Consider the following 20,771-nt stretch of genomic DNA (forward strand, 5'->3'; position numbering starts at 1 on the left):
GGGTCATGCCGCGCTGGACACGGGCCCTTGCGGCGCCGTTTCGCCGCTTCGGCCAGGCGACGGTGCGGGCGATCACGTCCTTGCCGTGGAGTTCGGGCGGGCCATCGGCGGCGGCCGTCTCGACGATCACGGCCATGTCGCTGGTGCCGGTGTTCGCGTCGGTGCGGATCATCGCGGACAACGTGGCGGCCCTGCCGTTGCAGCTGTTCCGCCGGGACGGGGCATCCCGGGAGCCGGTGAGCTACGTACCGGACCTCTTCTGGCAGCCGGACGCGCAGGGTGACCTGTTCACGTGGCTCCACAAGTGCGTGCTGTCCATGGCGCTCAGGGGCAATGCCTATGGGCTGATCACGCAGCGGGACACGCTCGGGTATCCGACGATGGTGGAGTGGTTGAACCCGGACGATGTCTGGGTCGACGAGCAGAACCCCGTTCGGCCGGTCTACTACTGGCAGGGTCGCGTTGTCCCCACTGACCAGATCGTGCATATCCCGTGGGTTGTCCTCCCCGGGCACGTCGTTGGCCTTTCCCCGATCGCCCTGTTCGCGCAGACGATCGGCGCTGGTCTGACGCTCACTGAGTACGGGCGCAGTTGGTTCGTGAACGGTGGTACGCCGCCGGCGGTCTTGAAGAACAGTTCCAAGACGGTGACGCCGGACGAGGGCGAGGAGATTTCCGATCGGCTGTCGGCCCGCATCCGCTCGCGCAAGCCGCTCGTCCTCGGCAGCGACTGGGATTTCACCGCGCTGTCCGTGTCGCCGGAGGAGTCGCAGTTCATCGAGTCGATGCGTCTCAACGCGACGCAGATTGCGGTGATCTACGGGGTGCCGCCCGAGAAGGTGGGCGGCGACACCGGCGGCAGCTTCACCTATTCCACGGTGGAGATGAACTCGCTGGACCTGATCAACAGCACCCTGCGGCCGTGGCTGGTGCGGTTGGAGTCGGCGTTCACGCGCCTCATGCCGGGCCGTGAGTACGTCCGGTTCAACATCGACGCCATGCTCCGCACCTCGGTCCTGGACCGGTACACCGCGCACGGCATGGCCCTCGGGCAGGGCTGGCAGAACCGCGATGGCGTCCGCGCCCTGGAGAACATGGCCCCGCTCCCGCCGGGCGCGGGCGGCGAGGAATACATCATCGGCACGACCGCACCGGCACCGCCGGCCGCGAGCACCTGAGACCAGGAGGTCTTCTCATGAGCGACGCTGAGCGCCGTTTCACCCGGGGCCTCGTAGAGGTCCGCGCGGCTGACGGTGGCGAGACGAAGCGCCAGATCGGCGGGTACGCCGCGAAGTTCAACAAGCTGTCCCAGAATCTGGGCGGGTTCGTTGAGCGGATCGACCCGGCGTTCTTCTCCAAGAGCGAGGGCGACGGCTGGCCGGACGTCATGGCCCGGTACAACCACGACGACAACCGGCTGCTGGGCACGTCGGAGGCCGGGACGCTGCGGCTCGCGGTCGACGGGACCGGCCTGGACTACACCGTGGACGTACCCGCGTCCCGCGCGGACGTGATGGAGCTGGTGGAGCGCGGCGACGTCCGCCGCAGCAGCTTCGCGTTCCGGACGTTCTCTGATGACTGGTCGCAGACCGAGGACGGGTTCCCGCTGCGGACCCTGCTCTCTGGCGCGCTCGTCGACGTCGCCCCGGTCAACAGCCCCGCGTACATGGACACGTCGACCGGGCTCCGGTCGCTGGCCGAGCAGGCCGGCGCTGAGCTGGCTGAGGTTCGAGCCGCGGCTGACGCGGGCGAGCTCGGCCGCTTCCTGGCCCGGCCGAAGAGCACCACCACCATCGACTTGGCACCCGGCGGGCAGGGCGAAACCCACCCGTCGCTGGTGCTACGGCAGCGGCGCGCTGAGCTCAACCAGCGCCGCATCAGCACCTTCTGAGGCAGGGCGACACCCACCTCCACACCCCATTCACCAGACACCCCAGCCACCGGCTGCGGGTGTCGTCGTCATGCCCCGGGAGGGCAATCATGGAGTACATCACGCGCCTCAAGGAGCGCCGCGCGAACGTCTGGGAGCAGACCAAGGAGCTCCTCGACGCGGCAGAGGCCCGCGGCGGTGAGGACAGCAAGCTCACCGCTGAGGAGGAGCAGACCTACCAGCGGCTGAACACCGAGCTGGACCAGATCGACGCCCGCGCGAAGGAGCTGGCCGAGGCCGAGCAGCGGAACAAGGACGCCCTCGAGGCGTTCCGGTCCCTGCTGGCCACGGAGCCCGCTCCGGAGGCCCGCAAGGGTGCCGAGAAGGGCGAGGTGGACCGTGTCCGTGCCTGGCTGACTGGCCAGTCCGGTAGCCGGTCCATGGACGTGCGGCCGGACAGCCCGATGCCGCTGGACGCGCGTGCCCTGTCCAAGCTGACTGCGGCTGCGGGTGGCAACACGGTCCCGATCAGCTTCTACAACCGGCTCGTTCAGCACATGATCGAGAACTCGGGTGTGCTCGCGACCGGGCCGACGGTGCTGCGTACCGCGACCGGCGAGCAGATGCAGATCCCGAAGACCACGGCGCACTCCGCGTCCGCGGGCATCGTGGCCGAGGCCGGCACGCTGACCGCGAACGACCCGACGTTCGGCCAGGTGTCCCTCGACGCGTACAAGTACGGGTTCCTGTTGCAGGTGTCGCACGAGCTCGCGAACGACACGGGCGTCGACCTGCTCGGCTACCTCGCCATGCAGGCCGGCCGCGCGCTCGGCAACGGGTTCGGCGCGCACCTGGTGACCGGTACCGGGTCGTCCCAGCCGAACGGTGTGCTGACGGCTGCAACTCTCGGTAAGACCGGTGCCGCGTCCGTCGTGGGTGCCGCATCGAGTGACGACCTGATCGATCTGTACTACTCGGTGATCTCTCCGTACCGGCAGAGCTCGTCTTGCTCGTGGCTGATGCGGGACTCCACCGTCGCGTCGATCCGCAAGCTCAGGGATGGCACCGGCGGCGCCGGGCAGGGCAACTACCTGTGGGCGCCGGGCCTCACCGCGTCGACCCCGGACACCATCCTGGGCAAGCCGCTGTACACCGACCCGAACGTGCCCGCCGTTGCGCTGGCCGCGAAGTCGATCCTGTTCGGCGACTTCTCCACGTACTTCGTGCGGCAGGTCGAATCGCTCCGCTTCGAGCGCAGCGATGACTTCGCGTTCAACACCGACCTGATCACGTACCGCGCGATCCTGCGCGGCGACGGCGACCAGGTCGACACCACCGGCGCCATCAAGTACTTCGCCGGTAACGCCGCCTGACCACCTGCCGGGGCCCGGCCGTGTGCCGGGCCCCGGCCCCTTCCCGAGAGAGGACCGAGATGCGTATCCGCATGAACATCAGCATGTCCGGCACCCGCAACGGCGAGGACTGGCCCCCGGCCGGCGAGGTGGTCGACCTGCCCACGGGCGAGGCGCAGCACCTCGTGGCGTCCGGCATCGCCTCTGAGGTGGGCGACGAGGTGGAGACCGCGACGGCGCCGGACACGGCTGAGACGCGGGAGTCGACGAGCACCAGGAAGACCGCGGCGAAGAAGCCCGGCACGAAGTAGGGGGCCACCGTGGCGAACGAGTATGCCGACCGGGACCTGCTCAAGGCGCGCCTGAACATCGAGGCAGCGGACGACAGCCGGGATGCGCTTCTGGACGGGGCGTTGGCGGCGTCGTCGCGTGGGATTGACCGGGCGACCGGGCGCCGGTTCTGGCTCGACACGGTCCCGTCCGTCAGGACGTTCACGCTGGCGGGCCGGGTGATGTGCGGCAACGGCGGGGAACGGCTCCTCCTCGACGACATGGGCGCCGCCCCGACCCTGGTGGAAACCGGCTCGGGCTCGTCCTGGGCCACGGTGACCGACTACGACACAGCCCCGGACAACGCCCTCGTCCGCGGCCGCCCCATCACTGCACTGCTGCTCGCCTCTGGCGGGTGGGGCGCGGGGCCGCGGGCGCGCGTGACAGCGCCCTGGGGCTGGCCAACGGTCCCCGACGAGATCACCGAGGCCACCCTGATCCAGGCCGCCCGCCTCTACCGGCGCAAGGACTCCCCGGAGGGCGTCACCGGGTCGGCTGAGTGGGGTGTCGTGCGGCTGTCCCGCCGCGACCCCGACGTCTGGGCCCTCATCGAACATTTCGTTCTGCCTGGGTTCGGGTGAGGGGGCGCCATGCAGATGTCAGTTGTACGGGAGGCCATCGCGGACGCGGCCCGCGTCGTCGTCATGCCGGCCGGAACGGGAGCACTGACGTCGTCCGGGTACGTCCCGGACGCTGTGACCGCCCCGCACTTCTTCTGTGCGGAGTACTCCACCGACTACGACAAGGCAATGGGCCGTGCCCTTGACGAGGTGGAGCTGACCTGCCGGGTGCTGGTCGGCCGGGCCGACGACAAGAGCGCTCAGGCCATCCTCGATGCCCTGCTGGACGGGTCCGGGCCTGCGTCGCTGAAGCAGGCGATCGAGGCCGCGCGCGGGGCCCCTGGGGACTACGCGCTGGGTGGCCTGGCGCACGACCTGCACGTGGTGCGGATGCAGGGCTACCGCTGGTACGAGCACCAGGGCACCCAGTACGTGGGCGCCGAATTCATCATCAAGATCATCGGAGAGGGGTAGCCGTGGCCAAGTTCGTGTTGCTCGATGCCAGGCTTTTCGCGCCGGGTGCCGATCTGTCCGGCGCCTCCAACAAGATCGAACTGTCCTCGGAGATCGAGGACAAGGAGACCACCAACTACCGCTCGGCCGGGTGGAAGGAAGTGATCGGCGGGCTCGGCTCGGCCGAGATCTCGGCCGAGGGCCAGTGGGAGGCCGGGGACCCGTCGAAGGTTGACGATGCCTCCTGGGCCGCCCTGGGCGGGATCGGTCCGTACACCGTCTGCCCTACGGACTCCGTGGTGGGCGCGCTGGCGTACATCACGTCCGGGATGCGCGCCGACTACAACGTCGGCGACGCGGTCGGCGAAGTCGCCCCGTGGACGGGCACCGTCAAGAGCTCGTGGCCGCTGGTGCGTGGGCAGATCGCCCACCCGCCCGGCACCGCCCGGACCGCGACCGGCAACGGCACCGCGATCCAGTTGGGCGCCATCCCCGCCGGGAAACGCCTGTACGCCGCCGTGCACGTTCTGTCGGCCGCGGGCACGACTCCGTCAATCACGCTGTCCGTCGAATCGGACGACGCGGCTGGCATGACGACCCCCACGTCCCGGCTGTCGTTCACTGCGGCGACCGTGCCTGGGGGCCAGATCCTCCGCACGGACGGGTCGGCCATCACCGATACGTACTACCGCGTCGCCTGGACCGTGTCCGGGACAACGCCCTCGTTCATGTTCGCTGTCTCTCTCGGAATCAGGTGACTGACCATGGCAAAGATGGTTCTGCTGGCGGCGTTCGTCAGCATCGGCGGAACAGACCTTTCCTCGTACACCCGCAAGGCGGAACTCACGGTGGAGGTGGAGGACAAGGAGGTCACCACCTACGCGTCCCTCGGGTGGAAGGAAGTCCTCGGCGGACTCAAGAGCGGTGAGCTGTCGCTGGAGTTCCTCCAGGACGTTGCCGCAACGAAGATCGACAGCATCATGTGGCCCTTGCTGGGCACCGTCGTCCCCTTCGTGGTCCGCCTCGACAGCGCGGTCAAGGGCGCATCCAACCCCGAGTGGACCGGCAACGTCCTGATCAACGGCTGGAACCCGATCGAGGGCTCCGTTGGCGACGAGGCGTCCGTCTCGGTCGGCTACCCGACGTCGGGAGCCGTGGCCCGCGCGGTCGCCTGATGGCCTCCGGCCGCCCACCGATCGACCTCCAGGTCACCCATGAAGGCCTTGATGCCCTGGTCCGGGCGATCCGCCGCGAGGAGGACGGCAAGGAGCTCCGCAAGGAGCTGGCGAAGAACATGCGCGACGCCTTGCGCCCCGGGGCCGCACAGGCCAAGTCGTCGATCATGGCGATGCCGTCGGCCGGCACCGGAATGGGTGCCGGTCTGCGGTCCACGATCGCGAAGAAGATCCGCCCCGAGGTCAAGCTCGGTGGTCGCTGGACCGGCGCCCGCGTGAAGGCCTTCAAAACGCCTGGGCTCCGCGGTTTCGCGAACGCGCCGAAGCGCACGAACCGCCGCGATGGCGGGTGGCGGACTCTCACCTGGGGCCACGAACCGTGGCGCACCCAGGTCGGTAAGCGCCAGTGGTTCGACGAGGCATTCGAGAACGACGCCGCGACCTACCACGCCGCAGTGCACGAAGCGATGGAATCCATGGCCCGGCGGCTGGCGTCGCGGGCCCGATGAAGAAGAGAGAGAGCCATGTTCCTCGTCTACCAGCCCGAGGGTCAGCCGGAGCCGACCCGGTGGAGGTACGACCCGCGCAAGCTCATGAGCGTGGAGCGGGAGGACCTGGAACGCCGTACCGGCCGGAACTTCGCCACGTTCACCACCGATGTCCTTCAGGGCAACTCCCTGTGCCGGCGCGCACTCCTCTTCACCTACCTGCGGCGCGAGCACCCGAAGACCAGGTTCGAGGACGTCGATTTCGCGTGGGACGAGCTGACGCTGGAGTACTCCCGCCAGGAGTGGGAGCAGATGCGGGTGAGCGTGCTGGACAGCCAGCACGGTGACGAGCTGGCGACGTCCCTTGCCATGATCGACAAGGAGATGGCGGACGCCTTCGACGACACCGAGGCCACGGGAAAAGCGCTGCTGCCGATCGCCGACTGACGCAGCTCGGCAACGCTGCCCACCTCCTCGGGATCCGCCCGTGGGAGTGGGCCCTGATGACCGTGGACGCCACGGATGCGGTGCTCGATTGGCTGGACGACTACAAGCGGGCCACCGACGAGGCCGCCGCCAACAACTGAAGAGGTGAGCTGCTGTGTCGGATACGTCCCTGGTGTTCAACCTGGTCGCCCGCGACCGGGCGTCGGCGACTGTGCAGCGGATGGGCGACCGGATCACCGCAGCGTCCGCGACGATTGGTGCGGGCATCGGTGTGGCCCTCGGTGTTGGGGTCGCGGCGAACCTCGACATGGAGGCCGCGAACGCGAAGCTGACGGCCCAGTTGGGTGTCGGGCCAGCAGAGGCCGCTGAGCTGTCGAAGGTGTCGGCCAGCGTCTACGGGAACGCGTGGGGCGAGTCCACCGCCGAGGTGAACGAGGCCATCAAGGGCGTGTACCAGCAGATCGGGGACACGTCCCAGGCCGAGGGTGGGTTGGAGGGTGTCACCACCAAAGTGATGGCCTTGGCCCAGACGTTCGATCAGGACCTTGCGGGCACGACAGCCGCGGCCGGGCAGATGATCAAAACCGGGTTGGCGGACAACGCGGACGAGGCGCTCGACATTCTGGCCCGCGGGTTCCAGACCGGCACGGACAAGGCCGGGGATTTGTTGGACACCATGACCGAGTACGGCACCCAGTTCCGGAAGTTCGGGCTCGATGGGGAGACCGCTACGGGACTGCTCTCCCAGGGCCTCAAGGCCGGCGCCCGGGACGCGGACACGGTGGCCGACGCCATCAAGGAATTCTCGATCCGAGCAGTCGACGGGTCCGCGAAATCGGCGGTCGGGTTCAAGGCACTGGGCCTGAACGCAAAGGCCATGACTGCCCAGATCGGGCAGGGCGGCGACAAGGCCACAGCAGGGCTCGACGTGGTCCTGGGCAAGCTGCGCGCCATGCATGACCCGGTAGCCCAGCAGGCTGCCGCGGTGGCCCTGTTCGGCACCAAGGCCGAGGACCTCGGGCAGTCGCTGTTTGCGCTGGACCCGTCCAGTGCGGTGGCTGCTCTGGGGAAGGTTGGCGGCGCGGCCGGCAAGATGGCGAAGACCGTGGGCGACACCCCGGCGGCCGCGCTGGAGAAGTTCAAGCGGCAGGCCATCCAGAAACTGGCTGCGGTGACGGGCACGTTCGTTGATTTCGCGATGGAGAACCAGCAGCTCATGGAGCCGCTGGCGTACACGCTGGGCGGGATCGCTGCGACGGTTCTGGTGGTGCGTGGGGCGATGATGGCGTGGGCTGCTGCCCAGGCTGTGTGGTCTGCGGCTACGACGGTGGCGACGGGCGCACAGTGGCTGTGGAACAGCGCTCTGTTCGCCTCACCGATCACGTGGATCATCGTCGGCATCGTGGCCCTGATCGCGGTCATCGTTCTCATCGCGACGAAAACCACGTGGTTCCAGACCCTGTGGACGACCATCTGGGGCGGCATCACTACCGCCACCTCGTGGGCTGTTGAGCAGGTCGGGAGCATCCTGAACTGGTTTGGCGAGCTGCCCGGCCGGTTCGGCACGTGGTTCGGTAACGCGAAAGATGCCGCGATCATCAAGGCGGCGCAACTCGTCGTGTGGGTGACCGGTCTCCCGGGGCGCATCATTCGGGCCGTGGCGTCGCTGGCCGGGCGACTGTGGACATCCGCGTCGGGCGCGTTCCAGCGCTTCAAGGACGCCGCGATCATCAAGGCGGCCAACCTTGTCGTCTGGGTAACCGGCCTGCCTGGGCGCATCGCCAAGGGCTTGGGCAACGTGAGCTCGCTGCTGTACGAGAAGGGCAAGAACGTCGTCCAGGGCCTCTGGAACGGCATCCAGGGCATGGGCAGCTGGATCTACAGCAAGCTCATGGGCTGGGCCAAGAGCATGATCCCTGGCCCGATCGCGAAGGCCTTGGGAATCGCGAGCCCCTCGAAGGTGACGAAGGCGCAGGGCAAGTGGATCGCGCGCGGTCTCGTCGATGGTCTGACTGGGTCGTCGAAGCAGGTCCGGGCGGCGTCCCGGAAGCTGGCCGACATCGTGCGCGACGGGCTCGCCCCGGGCAAGAAGCGCTCTGCCGCTCTCGCGAAAATCGCCACGGGTAACGCTCAGCTGGTGGCCCTGGCAAACAAGGAGGTCTCACTCGCGGGCCGTATCAAAACCGCGACGAAGGCCCTCGCCGACCAGATCAAGGCCCGCGACAAGCTCGCCGCGGACGTCAAAAAGGGCGTCCTCGACTCGGCGAACATCACGTCCAGTTCGGAGGGGCCGGTCAGTGCGTCGTCGATCCTGGCGACGCTGACGACGAAGATGCAGCAGGCGAAGCAGTTCGCCACCCAGCTCGCGACGCTGAAGAAGAAGGGCGTCCGCTCCGACCTGATCGCACAGATTGCGCAGGCCGGGGTCGAGCAGGGATCCGGTGCGGCCGCCGCTCTCGCAACAGCGTCCAAGTCGCAGATCGGCCAGATCAACGCAACGCAGGGGCAGCTGGTCACCGCTGCCACCCAGGCGGGCAGCACGGCAGGGACGGCCATGTACGGGGCGGGGATCCAGGCAGCGAACGGCCTGGTGTCGGGGCTCAAGTCCCAGCAGAAGCAGATTGAGAAGCAGATGACCGGCATCGCCACCAGCATGGCGAAGGCGATCAAAAAGGCGCTGGGCATCCAACTCGCCGAGCCGCGTCATGGCTGACCAGGTCGGCTCGATGGTCCCCGCCGGAATCATGGAGGGCATGGCCGACGGGCAGGCCGCACTCGACAGGGCGATGGCCACCGTGGTCCAGCCGCCCTCGGCCGCCAGCACTCAGGCGGTCGGCCGGCAGATGAGCCCCACACAGGCGGCGCCCCTGATGACCGGAGCGAACACCAGCGTGGTTCGTATCGAGGTGGCCGGGCCCGAGGAGATGAAGCGGCTCCTCCGCGGCATCGTCCGTAAGGACGGGCGAGGCAGTGTCCAGGTCGCATTCGGCACAGGGAAGGGGTAGCTGACGTGGTGTTTCCTTCGACCCCGTTGGACGTGCGGACGGAGATCCAGGTTGGTGGTACCTGGGTTGACGTCACTGCGGACACGTACACCCGGGACCCGATCACGATCAGTCGGGGTACGGCGGACGAGGCGTCCAGCACTGAGCCGTCCACCTGCTCCCTGACCCTGAACAACCGCTCAGGGAGGTACAGCCCGCGCAACCCGATGAGCCCCTACTTCGGGCTGATCGGCAGGAACACGCCGGTGCGGGTGTCCGTGCCCGGGTCGGAGTCGTATCTCGCGTTGGACGGGACTACGTCCGGTGTCGCCACGACACCGGACGTGGCCGCCCTCGACATCGTTGGGGACATCGATATCCGGGTGGAGGCGACGGCGGACTGGTACGCGGCCGGGTCTCAGGCCCTCACCGGGAAGTGGATCACCGCCACGTCGCAGAAGTCGTACCTGCTCCGGATCGCAGACAGCACGGTGATCCTGAATTGGTCGGCTGACGGCGCCACCACGCTGTTCGCCTCGCAGCCGCTGCCAGCGCTTCCGCGTCGTGCCGCGCTCCGGGCCACCCTCGACGTGAACAACGGCGCGGGAGGGTTCACCGCCACCCTGTACTGGGCCGAGTCCCTGGCCGGGCCGTGGACTGTGATCGGGGCCCCGTTCTCTGCGGCCGGGGTCACGAGCGTTTACGCAGGAACGGCAGCTCTTGAGCTGGCGCCCCTCGCAGCAACGAGCGTGACTCCGCTGCGCGGCCGTATTCACCGGGCCGAGGTTCGGAACGGGATCGGCGGCACCGTCGTGGCATCCCCGGACTTCCGGGCCAAAGCACCTGGCATGGCTGGGTTCACGGACTCGGCCGGCCGCGTCTGGTCCGTGACCGGGACCGCCGGAGTCAGCAACCGGCAGTACCGGTTCGTGGGGGAAATCTCCGCGTGGCCGCCTCGCTGGGATGTGTCGGGCAAGGACGTGTGGACGCCGATCGAGGCAGCCGGAATCCTGCGCCGAATGGGGCAGGGAAAGAAGGCGTTGGGCAGCACCCTGAGGCGCCGGATCCCGTCGTTCGCCCCGCTGGCGTACTGGCCCTGCGAGGAGGACGACGGGGCGACTCTCGCCTACTCGCCGATCGCTGGAGTTACCCCGCTGCGGGTGTCGCAGCCCGGGTGGCGGTTCGGGCAGGACGACACACTGGCCGGGTCGGCCGCGCTGCCCACAGTGGACGGCGGGGCAACGATGGACGGGTCGGTGCCCGCCCCTGCCGTGACGCCCACGGAGTGGTCGGTGCACATGGTGTACTCCGTCGATGCAGCACCCGCGTCCATGAGCGAGTTCCTATCGTGGCGGGCGACGGGCACGGTGCAGCGGTGGCAGATCCAGCAGATGGCCGGGTCCGCGCACATCTACGGGTACAACAGCGCCGATGACCTGGTCGTCGACCAGGGCGTCACCATCGGCCCGGACGTTTTCGAGGGCTGGCAGCGCTTCCACTTCTACGTCACTCAGTCCGGTGGAACCGTCACATGGCGGCTGGACTGGAACAACATCGGCGGGCCGGCCGGAGGCATCGGCAGCACGTATAGCGGCACGGTCGGCCGGGTCACGCAGATCAGCACCCGGTTCGGATCGACGGTCACCGGGCTGCGCGTCGGTCACATTGCGGTGATTCCGGTAGCGACCACCGCCGCCTACGTGCAGGCCGACCATGGCTTCTCCGGCGAAACAGCCCTGAACCGTATGTCCCGGCTCGCCAGTGAGGAGGCCGCACAGCTGGACCTGTCGTGGCTCGACGGGGACACCGGGCTGGGGTCGGAGCGCATGGGCCCGCAGCGCCCGAACACACTCATCGACCTTCTGGGTGAGGCTGAGGAGACGGACGGGGGGATCCTGTACGAGCGCCTCGACCGGGCCGCGCTCGTCTACCGAGACCGGGCGTCGCTGTACAACCAGCGAGTCGCCCTGGCCCTGAACTACAACGCCAAGGGGGAGGTTCCGCCGCCGCTGGAGCCGACCGAGGACGACCAGAAGATCCGCAACGACGTGACCGTGAGCCGGTCTGGCGGGTCGTCCGGGCGGGTCGTGCAGGACACAGGCCCTCTGTCCGTGAACCCGCCTCCCGCCGGGGTCGGCCCGTACGACGAGGCGGTCACGCTGTCGCTGTACGACGACACGCAGCCCCAGCAGATCGCCGGATGGCGGGTTCACCTCGGAACAGTCGACGAGGCCCGCTACCCCACGATCGCGGTGTGGCTCCATGCCGCACCGCACCTCGTCGATACGGTGCTCGCCCTCGACATCGGGGACCGGCTCCAGATCAGTAACCCGCCGGCGTGGCTGCCCCCGGCCACCATCGATCAGCACATCCGCGGGTACACCGAAGTCCTCGATCAGTTCGAGTGGTCGCTCATTTTCAACTGCGCGCCCGCCGCTCCGTGGCGGGTGGGGGTCGTGGGTGATGCGGTCCTTGGCCGTGCGGACACGGATGGGTCGTCTCTGGCGTCCGCGGCTACGTCGACGGCAACGACGCTGTCTGTGGCAACGACGTCGGGCCCCGTCTGGGTGACAACGGCCGCGGCCCCGGCAGATTTTCCCTTCGCCGTGACCATCGGCGGAGAGCAGATGACGGTAACCGCGATCTCCGGGGCGTCGTCGCCACAGACCTTCACCGTCACCCGGTCCGTCAACGGGATCGTCAAATCCCAGACCAGCGGCACGGATGTGCGTCTCACCGTCCCGTCCATCGTCGCTTTGTAGGAGGAACCGTGGCGCTGCAATGGCAGGCCGGCATGACTATCACGGCGGGGCGTCTCGCTGAGATCACCCCGACGTGGTCGACGTGGACGCCGACGTGGTCGACGACGACCGGGCTCCATCTGCCCTCACTGGGGAACGCTTCGGTGGCGTGCGACTACTGCCAGACCGGTGGCTTGGTCGTGTGCTCGTTCGACATTCAGTTTGGATCGACGACGAACTTTGGGGTCGGTGCCCTGTCGTCCGACAACTGGGTTTTCGGGCTGCCGGTGGCCAGTGCTGCATCGTCTGGCGACACCTTGGGGTTCGTCAGCATGAGGATGAGCGACAACGCGACGTTGATCGGCCGTTTCCAGGCCAACACGTCCACGACGCTCCGCATCTCCGTCGACTCAGGCCGAGTCGACGCGACCGCGGTCTCCCTGGTCGGCCTGATCGACTCGCTGTCGCCGTGGACCTGGGCGAACGGCCACACGCTCCACGGTCAATTCCAGTACCGCGCCGCCTGATCCACCCCGTACACCTGACGCCCCGAGCCTGTTGGCCGGGGCTTTCGTATGCCCTGGAGGGCTCGATGGCTCGTATGCCGGGTGCCGTGTGGCACTCCGTTCGGAACTTCACTGCCGACGGCCAGGACGAGGTTCGTGGCGTCGTCGTCCACATCATGGCGGGCAGCCTCGAAGGGTCACAGGCGTGGTTCGACAACCCGACCGCGCAAGCCAGCAGCCACTTCGGTACGGGCAAGGCGGGCGCGCTGCGGCAGTGGGTGGATACCGCTGACCGGGCGTGGGCGCAGTCGGCCGGCAACCGGACGTGGCTGTCGGTGGAGAACGAGGGGCAGGGCGGTGACGTCCTGACCGACGCGCAGCTGGACCGGAACGCGCAGGTGCTGGCGTGGGCGCACAAGAAGTACGGCGTACCGCTGCGCCTCGCGACCGGGCCGAGTGACAGGGGCCTGGGCTACCACGCGATGGGCGGCTCCGAATGGGGCGGGCACGCGTCGTGCCCTGGCGCCCGAATCGTCGCGCAGCTGCCGGAAGTTGTGGCCAGGGCCAAGAGGCTCGTGGCCGGACCGACTCAGGAGGAAGACCCCATGGCGGGCATCACCAAGACCGACATCTTCAACGCCGTGTGGAAGACGGACGGCATCGCGGCCCCGTCCGACGCGGCCGACCTCAAGACGAACCCCACCTGGCAGGCGCTCTCCGTGCTGCGGGACACGCAGGCCCGCGTCCGGTCCATGGACAAGCGACTGACTGGGCAGGCCGCGGCCATCACCGCGCTGGCCAAGCTCGTCGGCAAGGGCGTCGACACCGCGACGGTCGTTGCTGCCGTCACTGCCGCGATCGAGTCCGCCGTCATCGACGTCAACATCAACACGGAGGGCTGACCCATGGCTGCACCCATCGAAACCAAGGTTAAGGCGAGCACGACCGTAACGTTCCTCGTCGGCCTGGCCGTCGCCGTCCTCAACGACGTGCAGGCGGACGCGTCGCTGCTCGGCTCCCTGCCGGCGTGGCTTCAGGCCCCGGTGCTCGCGCTGGTCCCGGCGGGGCTCGCGTTCCTCGCCGGGTGGAAGGCGAAGCACACGCCGCGCGATGTTGCCGACCCGCTCGCCAAGGGCGTCTGAGCTGCCCACCGAGCACCACGGGAGTACGTATGGACGCTGCCATGGTCGGGGCGCTGGCCGCTGTGCTGGCCTCGCTGTTCGCCGCGGCAGCGGCCGCCTACGGGTCCCGGGGCGCGGCGCGGGCGACCCGGGAGGGCGGAGCGTTGAACGGATACAACAGTCTGACGGACCAGTTGCAGGAGGAGCGGACAGAGTTGCGCTCCGACGTGGCTGCCCTGCGCGCCGAGTTGGCCGCTGAGAAGGCGGAGACGACGCGCCTGCGGATGCTCGTCGCCCAGCTCGGGGGGACGCCATGACGAGGACGGAGCATCTGTTCTACCGGCGCCGCCGCGGCCTCTGGGTCGTGGCGGCGCTCCTCTTCCTGGGCGGCGCGATCGCGATTGCGTTCCTCCAGATCGACAAGGCGGAGGCGCGCGGGGACCAGCTGGCGGCCGAGGCGGACCGCCGCGGTGCCGCCGTTAGCACCCTGGCTACCGACGTGCGGACGCTGCGCGCGCAGGTCCAAGCTCGAGGTGGCACCCCGGCCGCACCCGACCCGGGGGACGCGGTGGAGGATCTGCCCGCTCGAGCAGAAGTGCCCGTACCGATCCCCGGACCGCCCGGTCCTCGAGGAGAGCAGGGCGAGCGCGGCGCCACCGGCGCGGCAGGTACCCCGACCCCGGGCCCGTCGGGTGCGTCTGGGCTGGACGGTTCTGCTGGCGTCCCGGGCGCGGCTGGCCCCGTCGGTCCCGTCGGCCCGGCTGGACCGCAGGGCGAGCAGGGACCAGCGGGTGCACCCGGGCCCGCGGGCAAGGACGGCACGGACGGGAAGGACGGCCGTGACGGCCAGACATGCCCGCCCGGGTACAGCCTCCAGCCACCGCCGGGTGATCCGGATGGGCTGATGTGTCGGCGCGACACCCCGACCGCCCCGGACCCGACGTCGAACACGACGATCCTCGGCCTGCCCGTGGACCGCAGACGCACATGAACAACGCCCAATGTCGGTGGTTCCAGGTAGAATTGAGATACCAGTGAGCCCCCGGATGCGTCAACATCCGAGGGCTCTGCGATCACCTAAGTAGGAGGTGACGCGTGAGTGAGCTTATCTGCTCCATGCGCGCATGCAAGAAGAAGCGCACGGCCCGGGGGTTGTGCGCCACGCACTACGGGCAAGGTCGGCGGGCGGGCACTCTGCCCCCTCTCCAGCTCGAACTCTCTCTGCGCCCTACCCACTCGCTATCGAACGCTGATCCTGTGGCGGGGGTGGCAGACTGCTCAATTTGCGGGCCGCGGGTTCCAATCAGGGTCGGGGTCGGTCGGGGCAATGAGTGCAAGGCGAAGCGGCTTGAGCGGATCGTGCAGGACCTTCGCGCTCGTCCACGTCACCGAAAGAATGCACGCAAGTCAAGCCGCAGTTGGCGGCTGAAGCAGTACGGGCTCACTGAAGAACGGTACGAAGCGATGGTCAGCGAACAGGGTGGGGCATGCCGCATTTGCGGATACTGTCCCGATCTCCTAGTCGTTGATCACGATCACAAGACGGGCGAGGTGCGAGGCCTGCTTTGCCGGGAATGCAATCTGGCCCTCGGCTTCCTCCGCGACAACCCGGCAGCAGCCACATCAGCTGCTGCATACCTGCTGGACACGTAGCCCGCTTCCCTCGTTGCGCCCCTTCTGCCTTCGGGCGGGAGGGGCGCTTTCGTGCGTCCGGGGACAGGGCCCAACTGGCCCCGCTACTCTGGCGGGAGCGCCCTCCCGGACCCGACATCCAGGAGGGCGCTCGCGTGTCCGCAGCCCCCGCTACGATCGGTCGCCATGAGCGAGTACAAGATCCGGTACATGATCATTCCGCCCGGCGTCGGCCCCGACGACTACGAGCCGGGCAGCCTCGAACAGCGCGAGCACCTCGTCGACGTCCCTGGCGAGCAGCCCACCGTGGCCACCATCCACTCCACCGTGCAGGCGCTGCTGCCTGCCGGGTCTGGGGTGGCGATCCTGTCCGTGCGGGCGCCCGGCGAGAACTAGACCCGGCGGGCCGCGTCTTCCAATCGGGCCTGGTAGTAGGCGTGGTCACGGGGGTAGCCGACGAGCTCGGGGAGCGCGGCCCGGATCCCGTCGGCGGCGGCTTGCCAGTCCCGGCAGCTGTACGCGGTGTCGGCGAGCTGGAGCATGGCCCGGGCGGGGGTGAGCCAGTACAGCCAGCCCGGCCGGTCCTCCTCCTCGACAGCCTGAAGGGCGAGGGCGAGGGCCTCGTCGGCGAGGCGCCGGGCCCGGTCCCGCTCGCCGACCGCAGCGGCTGCGGCTGCCGCCTGGTGCGAGGCGGTTGAGGCTGCGGCCGGAGACAGGCCGATCGTAAGGCGCGCGGCCTCTGCGGTGCGGAGCGCCCTGACGGGGTCGCCGTGGCGCAGGCTGTAGTACGAGCGGATGCGGTGCACCCACGACGCCATGTCGGTGTGCCCGCCGTCGACCGCCCACCCGTGCGCGAGGTCGATCCAGGCGAGGGCGACACCGGGCCGGTTCTGTTGAGCGGCAACCCACGACAGCCAGTGCGCGTGCTCGGCGGCGAGGAGCAGCAGTCGGTCCGCGGCCGGACCGGTCGTCCCAGGGAGCAGTCGGGTCACGGCATCGAGCTGGGAGCGCACAACGGGCCACAAGTCCAGGCCGCCTACCTCGTCCTCGGCACGGCGGTGGCGGGCGAGGACCTCGCCGATCCAGTCCGCGGTACGCAGGTCGGTACGGCCGGTGGCGTGCCCGTGCGCGATCCGGTCGCGCAGCTCGGTGGGCGGCGCCCAGTCGTCAAGGTCCGGCCGGGCAGCAACCATCGTGAGCTCTGGGGGCACGCTGAGTCCTTCGGTGATGCGGGCGCGTACCTCGGCTGACGTCACCTGCCGGCGGCCCGACTCGATCGCGGAAATGTGCGGCTGCGGCATGCCCACGAGCGACTCCAGACCACGCTGGGATAACCCGGCGGCGCGGCGGTACTCGCGAAGGATGGCGGCCCAGTCCTGACGCGCCCACGCGGCGCGCAGGGCAACGTCTGCCCAGAGTCCCCGACTACTCATGCGGGGACGATACGCCCGGCTGATACAGCCTGTGTATCGGATCGCCCGACTGCCCCTCAGACGATGGTGCTCATAGCCGAGTCGGGTCGGAGAGAGGCATCACCATGAACGAACAGGCACCACTCCCGCAGCTTGAGTACTGCTGCCACGACGGGCAGCTGACCCGCGACCCGGTCGTCGTCGACGAGGTGCATTCCTCGTCCGGGGCCGGCACGCGGGTGTACGCCTGCCCGACGCACGCGCACCTGTACGGTGCTGCGCCGACCCTTTCGGAGCCGGTGGCATGACCGTGCGATCGGTGATCCGGAACGCGGACTGGACGATCAGCGTCGACCGCGAGGAGGGCGCCTCGGGCCCGCTGTACGAGGTGGAGTGCACGACGTGCACGGACCGGTCCGACGCGGAAGACGAACGCGGGCCGGCCGAGGACTGGGCGCTACGGCACGCTGGCCGTAACCCGGACCACCGTGGCTACCGGGCGATCATCACGAGTTTCCTCCGCGTCACCCCAGCCCCTGGCAACCCGCTGGCGGAGGAGGGGCGATGATGTGCGACCGCTGTGACCAGCCGCTCAGCCCCGACGAGTCGGTCCCGTACACGATCCCTGGTGCGTCCGGTCCGGGGATCACAATCGTCGTACACCGGGTGCCGTGCACACCACCGCCCCGGCCGAAGACCTACAGCTACCCGTCCCGTTGAGCTCCCGCCCGTACCCGAGGTCGGCGGCGGCCGGGGTGCGGGCGGGTCATTCGGCCCCGGTCGGCCAGCCCCCGTTGATCGGCCGGGGCTCTACTCCCGCACGAGGTCGGCGAGCGGTACCCCGAGGGCGTCGGCAATGAGGATGAGGCTGTCGATGAGGGCCGCGCTGTGTCCCTGCTCGACGCGGTTGTAGGTGGCCCTGTCCATGTCGATGCGTTCGGCGACTTGCTGCTGGGTGAGCTTCGCGGTGGTGCGGGCGGCGCGGATGTTGTCTCCGATGGCCCGGCGGCGGGTGAGTACCCAGTCGGGCGGGGGGACGGAGCGCGGCATTTGTCCACGCTGACCGGACCAAGATCGAATGTATGTAGGGCAGACCCTACATCTTGTTTAGGTGCCTGAGGCACGCAATCCTGAACAGCCACATCCGAAAGGACGTGGCATCGATGCGGTGCATTGGCGTTCGCGTGTCCGCCATATTGCGCCGCATGGCGTCATGACTCAGTCAAGACGCCCCGCCCCGCATCCTCTTGGGTGCGGGGCGGTTTACCGTGGGCAGCAGAAGGCCCCCACCGATAAACCCGGTGGGGGCCTCGCTCCTGTGGGCCCGGCCTCCCCGCCGGAACACCACAGATACCGGGAGGCGCGTGTCAGGCGCGCGCGGGGAGACACACCTGCCCCTCCCATGGCCCGCACTCTACGTGCCGAGGCCACCGAATCCAGTCCCTCTATCGAGTGATGAGCAGGGGCCTATCTGCGGGCGATGTGGCCTCTATGTGGCCTCGATCATGGAAAAGGCCCCCCGATCCGTGTGGACCAGGAGGCCAATTCAGGCTCTCACCTGCGGTTTCTTACTGTGGGCGCGGACGGTTTCGAACCGCCGACATCTGCTTTGTAAGCCGCAGGGTCGACGGGTGGGTCGTGTTCGGGAGTGGACCGGATCCCGTGTGGAAGCTTGAGGGCGACACGCTGACGCTTCGGGTGAAGTGCGACGCGATGATCAGTGACTGCGTGGCGCAGCACCAGGTGAAGGTGCCTCGTGGGCTCGCGCTGACCGTGGATGCGGACAACGGGAAGGTCACCGCGTCCGGGTTCGGTACGCCGCTCAAGCTCTTCTCCGACAACGGCGGAGTCGTCGTGCGGGATGTCACCGGGCCGCTGGAGCTGAAGAGCGACAACGGCTCCGTCAGCGGCGAGCGGCTCTCGGGGGCGTCCGTGGTGGCCCGCTCGGACAATGGCTCGGTGAAGCTCGACTTCAGCCGTGTTCCGGATCTGGTGGACAGCGTCAGTGACAACGGGAGCATCACCATCGATCTGCCGGCGGGCAAGAACCGGTACGCCGTGTCCGCGTCGGCCGACAACGGGAATGTCTCCGTGAAGGTGCCTCGCAGTGACGACAGTCCGCATGCCGTGAAGGCGCACAGCGACAACGGCGAAGTCACTGTGCGAAGCGCGAACTAACAGGCCCGTGTGTTCGTCCTTACCTGGTGGGAGAATGTACCGGGCAGGGCGAATCAGCACGGGAGAGGGATGTGACGGCGACACACGCGAAGCCGCAGGCGAGAGCGGGTGGGAGTTCCGCCGTCAGTGATGTCCCTGCCAGCCGGTACGGCCGCGGCCGCGTCGTTCGCGATGCCCTGCTGCTGATGCTGCTGCCCGTGCCGCTGCTGGTGGCGGCCCTGCCTGCCGCCGTCGCCGGGGGCGGGACGAGGCGTTGGTTCGGTGGGCGCGGGGAGGGGCAGCGGGCCGAGGCTCAGGCCGCGAAGGATGCCGCCGCCGAGGCCTTCTACGAGCTCGACACCGCCCAGCGCGATCTGCAGATCTCCATCGAGACCATCACGGCCGTGGACAGTTCGCCGGCCGCCCGGAAGGCCGTCGATGACTTCGCCGCTCTCGGGCGGCGCATCGACGAGGCGAGCCATGCCTACATCACGGCCGTCGACGCGCACGATCTCGACCGGGATGATCTTGAGCCTTCGGTCGCCTCCCGTGCCCGGAGCGAGCTGTCAGCCGCCAAGGACGAGCTCGTACGCGTCAAGGGTGAGCTCGACCGGTTCGCCGCCGGGCTCGGTCCGCTGCTGGGGACCGCCGAGACTCAGCTCGCCCGGCTCGCCCCCGCGGTGGAGCGGGCGCGACAGGCGCTCCTGTCCGCGAGCAATGCTCTCGACGCGGTGCGCGCGTCCGGACTGCGGGCAGACGATCTCGCCGCGCGGCTGGCCGCCCTCGCCCCCGAGCTGACCAAGCTCAACCAGGGCGCCGGCCGGCACGGTGTGCCCGAGACGCTGCAACGCGCCGATCAGGTGCTGCGCGATGCCGAAGCCGTACGCGCAGAGGCGGCGCAGCTGCCCGAGCGGGCCTCCGAGATCGACAAGCGGCTGGTGACGCTGCGTACGCGGGCACAGGCCCTGACGACCCGGTCGGACTCCGTCGAGCCGGTGCTCAGCGAGCTGCGGCGACGGTTCTCGGCGGCCTGCTGGCAGGACCTCCAGCCGGTTCCCGAGCAGGCGGCCGTCAATGTGCGCCAGGCCGAGGAGAAGCTCAAGGAGGCCGCGAAGGCGCGTGACGAGCAGCGCTGGGCGGACGCCACGTCGCGGCTGAGTACGGTACGGGCCCTGCTCAACGCCACGGACGAGGCGGTGTCCGCGGCCGGTGACCGGCTGCAGCGGCTGGACGCCGTGGCCAAGGACCCGCAGCAGGAGATCCAGCGCACCCGTTTCGCCATCCGCGACGCCCAGCGCCTCGCCATGGCCGGGCGCCACACACCCGAGCCGCGCCACGCCCAGCCGCTCGATGACGCGGTGGCCCGGCTCGACCAGGCGGTCACCGCCCTTGAGGGTCGGCACCCCGACTACTGGCACTTCCTGACCGTGACGGAGGGCGTACGGCAGACCGCCGCGCGCGTCGTCTCCGACATCCGTGAGGAGCGCGGCGCCGGCGCCGGCGCGTGATGACCGGTGCCTGACGATCGGGGCAGGGCGTGCGT

The 20,771-nt window shown here is 69.0% G+C and carries 25 protein-coding genes and 1 pseudogene; 24 read left to right on the top strand and 2 right to left on the bottom strand.

What is annotated here, in order from left to right; all coding sequences use genetic code 11:
- Nucleotides 1–5 precede the first annotated feature (5 nt).
- From SH922_RS11885 to SH922_RS11980, 20 genes are all read left to right on the top strand, one after another.
- Nucleotides 6–1,178, top strand: coding sequence for a phage portal protein (locus tag SH922_RS11885; protein WP_393057722.1), 1,173 nt, complete (start codon nucleotides 6–8; stop codon nucleotides 1,176–1,178).
- Nucleotides 1,179–1,195: 17 nt separating this feature from the next.
- On the top strand, nucleotides 1,196–1,891 hold the full coding sequence (locus SH922_RS11890) for an HK97 family phage prohead protease (protein ID WP_393057724.1): 696 nt from the start codon (nucleotides 1,196–1,198) through the stop codon (nucleotides 1,889–1,891).
- An 89-nt stretch (nucleotides 1,892–1,980) separates the two neighbouring features.
- Entirely contained in the window at nucleotides 1,981–3,243 is a 1,263-nt protein-coding gene (locus SH922_RS11895) for a phage major capsid protein (RefSeq protein ID WP_393057726.1), read from the top strand.
- A 59-nt stretch (nucleotides 3,244–3,302) separates the two neighbouring features.
- The gene (locus tag SH922_RS11900; RefSeq protein ID WP_393057728.1) at nucleotides 3,303–3,533 is read left to right on the top strand and encodes a hypothetical protein; all 231 of its coding nucleotides are present in this window, start codon (nucleotides 3,303–3,305) and stop codon (nucleotides 3,531–3,533) included.
- A 9-nt stretch (nucleotides 3,534–3,542) separates the two neighbouring features.
- A complete protein-coding gene (locus tag SH922_RS11905) occupies nucleotides 3,543–4,133 on the top strand; it encodes a phage gp6-like head-tail connector protein (protein WP_393057730.1) in 591 nt (196 codons plus the stop codon).
- Nucleotides 4,134–4,142: 9 nt separating this feature from the next.
- Nucleotides 4,143–4,586, top strand: a complete 444-nt coding sequence (locus tag SH922_RS11910; protein WP_393057732.1) for a hypothetical protein — start codon at nucleotides 4,143–4,145, stop codon at nucleotides 4,584–4,586.
- A gap of 2 nt (nucleotides 4,587–4,588) precedes the next feature.
- Nucleotides 4,589–5,323 (top strand): hypothetical protein, encoded by a 735-nt coding sequence (locus SH922_RS11915; protein WP_393057734.1) that lies wholly within the window; start codon nucleotides 4,589–4,591, stop codon nucleotides 5,321–5,323.
- Nucleotides 5,324–5,329: 6 nt separating this feature from the next.
- Nucleotides 5,330–5,740, top strand: coding sequence for a hypothetical protein (locus tag SH922_RS11920; RefSeq protein ID WP_393057736.1), 411 nt, complete (start codon nucleotides 5,330–5,332; stop codon nucleotides 5,738–5,740).
- Nucleotides 5,740–6,249 (top strand): hypothetical protein, encoded by a 510-nt coding sequence (locus tag SH922_RS11925; RefSeq protein WP_393057738.1) that lies wholly within the window; start codon nucleotides 5,740–5,742, stop codon nucleotides 6,247–6,249. Before SH922_RS11920 ends, SH922_RS11925 begins: the two co-directional genes overlap by 1 nt.
- Nucleotides 6,250–6,264: 15 nt before the next feature.
- Nucleotides 6,265–6,675, top strand: coding sequence for a hypothetical protein (locus SH922_RS11930; protein ID WP_393057740.1), 411 nt, complete (start codon nucleotides 6,265–6,267; stop codon nucleotides 6,673–6,675).
- 154 nt (nucleotides 6,676–6,829) lie between these two features.
- Nucleotides 6,830–9,388 carry a phage tail tape measure protein gene (locus SH922_RS11935; RefSeq protein ID WP_393057742.1) on the top strand — a complete coding sequence of 853 codons (2,559 nt, stop codon included), beginning with the start codon at nucleotides 6,830–6,832 and terminating at the stop codon, nucleotides 9,386–9,388.
- Nucleotides 9,381–9,680, top strand: coding sequence for a hypothetical protein (locus SH922_RS11940; protein ID WP_393057744.1), 300 nt, complete (start codon nucleotides 9,381–9,383; stop codon nucleotides 9,678–9,680). The genes SH922_RS11935 and SH922_RS11940 overlap by 8 nt, the downstream gene beginning before the upstream one ends.
- A 5-nt stretch (nucleotides 9,681–9,685) precedes the next feature.
- A complete protein-coding gene (locus SH922_RS11945; protein ID WP_393057746.1) occupies nucleotides 9,686–12,421 on the top strand; it encodes a hypothetical protein in 2,736 nt (911 codons plus the stop codon).
- Between the two features lie 8 nt (nucleotides 12,422–12,429).
- Nucleotides 12,430–12,927 carry a hypothetical protein gene (locus tag SH922_RS11950; protein WP_393057748.1) on the top strand — a complete coding sequence of 166 codons (498 nt, stop codon included), beginning with the start codon at nucleotides 12,430–12,432 and terminating at the stop codon, nucleotides 12,925–12,927.
- A 65-nt stretch (nucleotides 12,928–12,992) separates the two neighbouring features.
- On the top strand, nucleotides 12,993–13,808 hold the full coding sequence (locus tag SH922_RS11955; RefSeq protein ID WP_393057751.1) for an N-acetylmuramoyl-L-alanine amidase: 816 nt from the start codon (nucleotides 12,993–12,995) through the stop codon (nucleotides 13,806–13,808).
- Between the two features lie 3 nt (nucleotides 13,809–13,811).
- Nucleotides 13,812–14,048, top strand: a complete 237-nt coding sequence (locus SH922_RS11960; protein ID WP_393057753.1) for a holin — start codon at nucleotides 13,812–13,814, stop codon at nucleotides 14,046–14,048.
- Nucleotides 14,049–14,077: 29 nt separating this feature from the next.
- A complete protein-coding gene (locus SH922_RS11965) occupies nucleotides 14,078–14,344 on the top strand; it encodes a hypothetical protein (protein ID WP_393057755.1) in 267 nt (88 codons plus the stop codon).
- Entirely contained in the window at nucleotides 14,341–15,018 is a 678-nt protein-coding gene (locus SH922_RS11970; protein ID WP_393057758.1) for a collagen-like protein, read from the top strand. Before SH922_RS11965 ends, SH922_RS11970 begins: the two co-directional genes overlap by 4 nt.
- A 125-nt stretch (nucleotides 15,019–15,143) precedes the next feature.
- Nucleotides 15,144–15,680, top strand: a complete 537-nt coding sequence (locus SH922_RS11975) for an endonuclease VII domain-containing protein (RefSeq protein WP_393063536.1) — start codon at nucleotides 15,144–15,146, stop codon at nucleotides 15,678–15,680.
- 165 nt (nucleotides 15,681–15,845) lie between these two features.
- Nucleotides 15,846–16,055 carry a hypothetical protein gene (locus SH922_RS11980; RefSeq protein WP_393057760.1) on the top strand — a complete coding sequence of 70 codons (210 nt, stop codon included), beginning with the start codon at nucleotides 15,846–15,848 and terminating at the stop codon, nucleotides 16,053–16,055.
- Here the strand turns inward: SH922_RS11980 and SH922_RS11985 are convergent.
- Nucleotides 16,052–17,092 carry a helix-turn-helix domain-containing protein gene (locus SH922_RS11985; protein ID WP_393057762.1) on the bottom strand — a complete coding sequence of 347 codons (1,041 nt, stop codon included), beginning with the start codon at nucleotides 17,090–17,092 and terminating at the stop codon, nucleotides 16,052–16,054. The genes SH922_RS11980 and SH922_RS11985 overlap by 4 nt on opposite strands.
- Before the next feature lie 104 nt (nucleotides 17,093–17,196).
- On the opposite strand from SH922_RS11985, the gene SH922_RS11990 reads away from it, so the two are divergent.
- Together SH922_RS11990 and SH922_RS11995 are read left to right on the top strand one after the other, a co-directional pair.
- Entirely contained in the window at nucleotides 17,197–17,379 is a 183-nt protein-coding gene (locus SH922_RS11990) for a hypothetical protein (protein ID WP_393057764.1), read from the top strand.
- Nucleotides 17,376–17,639 carry a hypothetical protein gene (locus tag SH922_RS11995; protein ID WP_393057766.1) on the top strand — a complete coding sequence of 88 codons (264 nt, stop codon included), beginning with the start codon at nucleotides 17,376–17,378 and terminating at the stop codon, nucleotides 17,637–17,639. The genes SH922_RS11990 and SH922_RS11995 overlap by 4 nt, the downstream gene beginning before the upstream one ends.
- Nucleotides 17,640–17,881: 242 nt before the next feature.
- Here the strand turns inward: SH922_RS11995 and SH922_RS12000 are convergent, their stop codons facing one another.
- Nucleotides 17,882–18,121, bottom strand: coding sequence for a helix-turn-helix domain-containing protein (locus SH922_RS12000; RefSeq protein ID WP_393057768.1), 240 nt, complete (start codon nucleotides 18,119–18,121; stop codon nucleotides 17,882–17,884).
- A gap of 561 nt (nucleotides 18,122–18,682) precedes the next feature.
- On the opposite strand from SH922_RS12000, the pseudogene SH922_RS12005 reads away from it, so the two are divergent.
- Nucleotides 18,683–19,249, top strand: a pseudogene (locus SH922_RS12005) (DUF4097 family beta strand repeat-containing protein); the annotation flags it as partial.
- A 71-nt stretch (nucleotides 19,250–19,320) separates the two neighbouring features.
- Nucleotides 19,321–20,736 carry a hypothetical protein gene (locus SH922_RS12010; protein ID WP_393057770.1) on the top strand — a complete coding sequence of 472 codons (1,416 nt, stop codon included), beginning with the start codon at nucleotides 19,321–19,323 and terminating at the stop codon, nucleotides 20,734–20,736.
- Nucleotides 20,737–20,771: the final 35 nt, after the last annotated feature.

The organism is Streptomyces sp. LN549, assembly GCF_043203805.1.
Classification (GTDB): domain Bacteria; phylum Actinomycetota; class Actinomycetes; order Streptomycetales; family Streptomycetaceae; genus Streptomyces.